Source organism: Chromohalobacter sp. 296-RDG (assembly GCF_029889885.1).
Lineage (GTDB): Bacteria > Pseudomonadota > Gammaproteobacteria > Pseudomonadales > Halomonadaceae > Chromohalobacter.
Map to the genome: position 1 here is coordinate 1 of NZ_JARANY010000091.1, position 5,998 is coordinate 5,998.

The 5,998-nt window shown below is 62.3% G+C and carries 5 protein-coding genes; 4 read left to right on the forward strand and 1 reads right to left on the reverse strand.

The genetic code is table 11. The annotated features are described in order from the left end of the window. A partial coding sequence (locus OP495_RS16040) for a carbon starvation CstA family protein (RefSeq protein ID WP_280570708.1) occupies positions 1–655 on the reverse strand: 655 nt, incomplete at its 3' end. A gap of 327 nt (positions 656–982) precedes the next feature. Between OP495_RS16040 and OP495_RS16045 the strand changes: the two genes are divergently transcribed. The 4 genes from OP495_RS16045 to OP495_RS16060 form a co-directional block, all read left to right on the forward strand. Continuing rightward, a complete protein-coding gene (locus OP495_RS16045; protein WP_280562113.1) occupies positions 983–2,404 on the forward strand; it encodes a cytochrome ubiquinol oxidase subunit I in 1,422 nt (473 codons plus the stop codon). A 3-nt stretch (positions 2,405–2,407) separates the two neighbouring features. Beyond that, complete coding sequence (gene cydB, locus OP495_RS16050) at positions 2,408–3,409, forward strand: cytochrome d ubiquinol oxidase subunit II (protein WP_280562111.1); 1,002 nt, start codon at positions 2,408–2,410, stop codon at positions 3,407–3,409. A gap of 3 nt (positions 3,410–3,412) precedes the next feature. Further along, positions 3,413–5,128, forward strand: a complete 1,716-nt coding sequence (gene cydD, locus OP495_RS16055; protein ID WP_280570709.1) for a thiol reductant ABC exporter subunit CydD — start codon at positions 3,413–3,415, stop codon at positions 5,126–5,128. Then, positions 5,125–5,998: ABC transporter transmembrane domain-containing protein (locus OP495_RS16060; protein WP_280570710.1), on the forward strand; the 874-nt coding region annotated here is incomplete at its 3' end. The genes cydD and OP495_RS16060, both read left to right, overlap by 4 nt.

Sequence of the window (5,998 nt, forward strand, 5' to 3'; positions counted from 1 at the left end):
CGAACCAACTGACCAGATCGATCTGTAGAATGGGTACCTCGCTGGCCAAAAGCGCTGCGCTATACATGACGGCGAGGGCGATGACCGAGGGCAGGAGCATCGACCCCGAGTGACGATAGACGCGATAGCCGATCCACACCGCCAAAGGAATCTGGATGAACACCGAGAGCACGCTGGCGGGGAAGGTGATGAACAGCTTGGCGATGACCCACGCGAAGACCGCGTTGATCATCAAAACCAGGATCAGAATGATGAACAGGAACAGCAGCTTGGCACGCTGGCCGATCAGCTTGTTGGCCAGCGTGCCGATGGAATGGCCCTTGTGGCGATTGGACAGCACCACGGCACCGAAGTCATGCACGCCGGCGGCAAACACGGTGCCCAGCACGACCCAAAGAATGGCCGGCAGCCAACCCCAGTAGATGGCGATGGCCGGCCCCACGATGGGCGCTGCGCCAGCCACTGAGGTGAAGTGGTGTCCCCACAGAATCCACTTGTTGGTGGGCACGTAGTCGACGCCATCTTGATAGGCGTGAGCGGGCGTTTGGAAGTCGGGGTCGAGTCGGTAAATGCGTTCGGCGATGAACTTCGAATAGAAGCGATAGCCCAACACGAAACACACAGCGCCGAAAATGGCGATCCAGATAGCGTTCATGAGTGATCCTTGTCGAAAGCGGTAGCGCCGGACGCCAAAAAAATACTAATTTGATATAACTATTCTACCAAAAAGAAGATGGTGTTCTCCGTTAGACGAATGACGCAGAACGAAGCCAACCGCGACATCGGCGCGCATGCGGCAATTTGCCGTGCGGCAACGCGACACATATGAAACCCCGCCACAGCGCTTTTTAAGGCTATATAAACCCTCTACGATGTAGGGGGATTGGAAACGAAACAATAAGACCCAGGCGGCGGGCCGTTTTCGGCTATGACCACCTCTTTCCGATGACCTTTTGATCATGCGAGCTTCAAGGAGTCAGCCATGGCGCTAGATCCGATTCTCCTGTCGCGGTTGCAGTTTGCATTCGTGGTTTCCTTTCATGCCATCTTCCCGGTCTTCACGATTGGGCTTGCCTCCTATATCGCCGTGCTGCAGGGCCTTTATGTGTCCACGGGCAACCGCGTCTGGGATCGTCTCGGCCTGTTCTGGACCAAGGTGTTCGCCGTGGTCTTCGGCATGGGCGTCGTGTCCGGCATCGTGATGGCGTTCCAGTTCGGGACCAACTGGAGCAACTTCTCGCAGATGGCGGCGAACTTCATCGGCCCGATGCTGAGTTACGAGGTGGTCACGGCGTTCTTCCTCGAAGCTGGTTTTCTGGGGGTATTGCTATTCGGCCGGCATCGTGTCTCGCCGGCGGTGCATTTCTTCGCTGCGCTGATGGTCGCCGTGGGGACGTTCATCTCGGCGTTCTGGATTCTGGCCACCAACAGTTGGATGCAGACCCCCGATGGCTATGAGATCCGCGAAGGGGTGATCCATGTGACTTCCTGGGTCGATGCGATCTTCAACGCGTCCTTCCCGTACCGCTTCACGCACATGGCCTTGGCTGCATTCTTGACCGGTGGCTTCGTGGTGACCGGGGTCAGTGCCTGGTTCTTGCTGCGCGGTCGCGATATCGATGCCCACAAGCGTGCGCTGTCGATGACGCTATGGCTGCTGCTGTTTCTGGCGCCGCTGCAAGCCTTCGTCGGTGATGAGCATGGCCTGAATACGCTGGAACACCAGCCGATGAAAATCGCCGCCATGGAAGGTAACTGGGAAACCGAGTCGAACGTGCCGCTATTGCTGTTCGCATTGCCGGACCGCGATCTGCAGGCCAACCGCGTCGAGATCGGCATTCCCAATGGTGCCAGTCTTATCCTGCGTCACGATCCAGACGGTGTGGTGCCGGGGCTCGATCAAATCGACCGTGCGCAACAGCCGCCAGTGTGGATCACCTTCTATAGCTTCCGCGTGATGGTGGCACTGGGGCTTCTGATGATTGCCTTTGCCGTTGCCGGACTGGTGTTACGCAAGGGCGGGCGTGTTTATCGCAGCCGCTGGTTCTTGCGCGGGCTACAAGGCATGAGTCTGGCGCCCTTCGTGGCGGTAGTCGCAGGCTGGTTCGTGACCGAAACCGGGCGTTCGCCGTGGCTGATCTACGGCGTGCTCGACTACGCCGATGCCATCACCCCCTCGCTGAGTGGCGGCATGGTGCTGTTCACGCTGCTGGGCTATATCGCCGTCTATGCCGTGATCTTCATCGCCGGTGTCTATTACCTGTGCAAGGTGATCAATCAGGGCCTCGATGAACACGACGATACGGAGGATCTGGATAGCCACGACCGTCCGGCGCGACCCATGTCCGCTGCCCACGTGCCCTTCGATGATGCGCGCGACGACCGCGCCCCGAACAGGAGCTAAGCCATGGAAATGTTCGATCTCTCGTTGATCTGGGCCGTCATCATCGCCTTCGGCGTGATCATGTACGTGCTCATGGATGGGTTCGACCTGGGGCTGGGTATCCTGTTTCCCTTCGCCCCGGACGAAGATGCGCGTGACGTGATGATGAATTCCGTCGCCCCGGTATGGGACGGTAACGAGACGTGGCTGGTACTGGGAGGCGCCGGATTGATCGGGGCCTTCCCGCTGGTCTATTCGATCCTGTTGCCGGCGATGTACATCGGGATCTTCCTGATGTTGGCGGGCCTGATTTTCCGTGGTGTGGCCTTCGAGTTCCGCTTCAAGTCAGGACGTACGCGCAACTGGTGGAACGCGGCCTTTGCCGGCGGCTCCTTCGTGGCGGCCTTCGCCCAGGGCGCCGTGGTGGGGGCCTATATCGAAGGTTTCGAGACCGCCGATCGCGTGTTCACCGGCGGGGCGCTCGACTGGCTGACACCGTTTTCGGTGATCACTGGACTCGGGCTGGTGGCCGGCTATGCACTGCTCGGCGCGACCTGGTTGGTGCTCAAGTCCGAGGGGCATGTGCGTGACTGGGCGCGTGCTCTGGTACCCAAGTTGCTCGTCGGGGTCGTGGTTGTCTTCGCTGTCGTCAGCCTGTGGACGCCGTGGATCGACCCGGGCGTCTGGGAACGCTGGTTCGACCACATGCAGGTGATCTGGCTACTGCCGGCGTTGGCCTTGGCCTGTGTGATTGGCATTTATGCCGCCAACCGCAAGGGGCGTGAGCTGATGGCGTTCCTCTTTACCCTGGGCATGTTTGTCTTCACTTATCTGGGGCTGCTGGTGAGCCGCTGGCCGTATGTCATTCCACCGGACTACACCCTGTGGGATGCCGCCTCGGCACCTGAGTCACAGTTCTTCCTGCTGATCGGCGTGCTGTTCGTGGTGCCCATCATTCTGACCTACACCGCCTGGTCGTACTGGGTATTCCGCGGCAAGGTGCGTGTCGGCGACGGGTATCACTGAGCCGTGTCCCGATCTCAAGCACCAACCCCGGCGCGTGCGTCGCGCCAATGGCTGGCCGCGCAATCCCGTGAGGTACGCGGCTGGCTGAGCCTCGCCATCGTCGCTGGTGTCGTCGGCGGGCTCGCGACACTCGCGCAACTGGGCCTGATGGCATGGTTGATCAGCGCTGTCGTGGTCCACGAGTCGGCCTTGGCCACGCTATGGCCCTATGCGGCGGCGTTGGCTGGCGCGGTGATCGTGCGCGGGCTGGCGCAGTGGCTGCAGGAGACCAGCGGTCTGGAAGCCGGGCTGTGCGTCAAGGCGCACGTGCGCGCCCAGGTGCTCGATCATCTCGCGGCGCTGGGGCCGGTGCATCTCGCCCAGCGGCATAGCGCCGGCAGTACCGCACGACTGGTCGATCAGGTCGAAGCGCTGGAAGGCTATATCGCGCGTTATGTGCCCCAGGCCACGCTGGCGGTGGTATTGCCGCTGATCTTTCTCGGCGTGGCGTTTTCGCTGGACTGGTTGGCGGCGTTGTTCTTCCTGATTGCGGCGCCGTTGATTCCGCTGTTCATGGCGTTGATCGGCATGGGCGCTCAGCGCTTGAACGAGCAGCAGTTCCAGGCCATGACGCGTCTCGCGGGGCATTTCCTCGATCGCGTGCGCGGGTTGACCACCTTGCAGCTGTTCGGTCGCACCCGTCAGGCCACCGAGGAAGTCACGGCGGTGGCCGACGACTACCGGCGGCGCAACATGAAAACGCTGCGCGTGGCGTTTCTCTCCTCGGCGGTGCTGGAATTCTTCGCCTCGGTGTCGATTGCGGTGATTGCCATCTATATCGGCTTCGGGTTGCTGGGCTACATCCAGTTCGGTCCGGCCGACCAACTGACGCTGTTCAGCGGGTTGTTCCTGTTGTTCATGGCGCCGGATTTCTTCCAGCCGCTGCGCTTGCTTGCCCAGCATTATCACGACCGCGCCAGTGCCCTGGGTGCCGCCGAGGGCCTGTGCGAATTGCTGTCGCAGACGCCACCAAAGGGTCCACGCATGGAGGCTCTAGACGATGAGTGCGACGACGCGACGAAGCTACGGGCGCGCCTGATCGAGGTCTGTGTGGCGCATGCCGGGCGCTGCCGCGTGTTGTGGCCACTCGATCTCGATATCGACGATGGCGAGGTGGTGGCGCTGGTCGGACCATCGGGCGCCGGCAAGTCGACGCTGCTACAACTGCTCGCCGGCTTCGTCGAGGCCGAGGCGGGCGAGGTCGCGTTGCGTGCGGAGACACGCTTGGCCTGGCTCGATCAGCGCCCGTTCTTGATGCAGGGCACGCTGGCCGAGAATTTACGCCTGGTCGCGCCAAATGCCAGTGACGACCGCTTGCGCGAGGCACTTAATGCGGCTCAGCTCGGTGACTTGCTGAAAGCCTTGCCCGAGGGGCTCGACACGTCCCTCGGCGAGCGTGGTCTGGGGCTTTCCGGCGGGCAAGCCAGCCGTTTGGCGCTGGCGCGGGTATTCCTCAGTGACGCGCCCCTGGTATTGCTCGACGAACCCACGGCCAGCCTCGACCCTGACAGCGAACGCCGCGTGATCGAGGGACTGACGCAACTGGTCGCGCAAGGCCGTACTCTGGTCATCGCCACGCATCATCCCGCCGTCATGGGCATGGCCGACCGCGTGTTGCGTCTCGAGGCGGGCCAGTTGTCTTCACAGGACGTACCGGTATCGTCGGAGGCCTGGTCATGAAGGAGTCCACTGTCATGCAGGGGCCCACTAGAAAGGCGCTAGGCCCATGGCTGCGCCTGATGGGCGAGCAGCGTACACGCTTGCTGATCGGGGCGTTGCTGATGCTGGCGACGCTGCTGTTCGCTATTGGGCTTCTGACGCTGTCGGGGTGGTTCATCACCGCGACAGCGCTGACCGGGATGACACTCGCGGCGGGTGGCGCGGCGACGATCGATGTCTTCACCCCAGGTAGCGGTATCCGCTTCTTCGCCGTGGGGCGTACCGCTGCGCGTTATGCCGAGCGCCTTTATAACCACGACACCGTGCTGCGTCTGTTGGCGGATATTCGCGGGCGCACCTTTGCCGGCTTGTCACGGCTATCGGGCCGTGAACTGGCGCGTTACCGCGCCGGCGAATGGCTCAATCGGCTGACCGCCGACATCGACGCGCTCGACAATCTCTATCTGCGCTTGCTGGCGCCGCCATTAGTGGGGCTGCTGGCGATCCTCGTCGTCGCCGGCATCCAGGCGCTGGCCATGCCCGCGCTGGGCGGTGTGCTGCTGGCGATCATGCTGCCGTTATGGGGGATCGTCACGCTGGGCATGGCCGTGGCAGGACGGGACCCAAGCGCGCGACGCGTCGAAACGCTGGAGCGCCTGCGCGTTCGCGCTCTGGAACATCTGCAGGGCCTGGCCGAGTTGCGCACCTTCGGCGTACTCGGCGCCCACCGGGAAAGAGTGGAGCATGAGCAGCGGATGTTGCTCGACGATCAGCGGCGTTTGGCCCGCCGCGCCGCGCTGGGCAATGCGCTGGTCACCTTGACCGTGCAAGGCACCGCTGTGGCGATTCTCTGCCTGGCGCTGCTTGCGTTCGCCGCAGGCAAGATGTCGG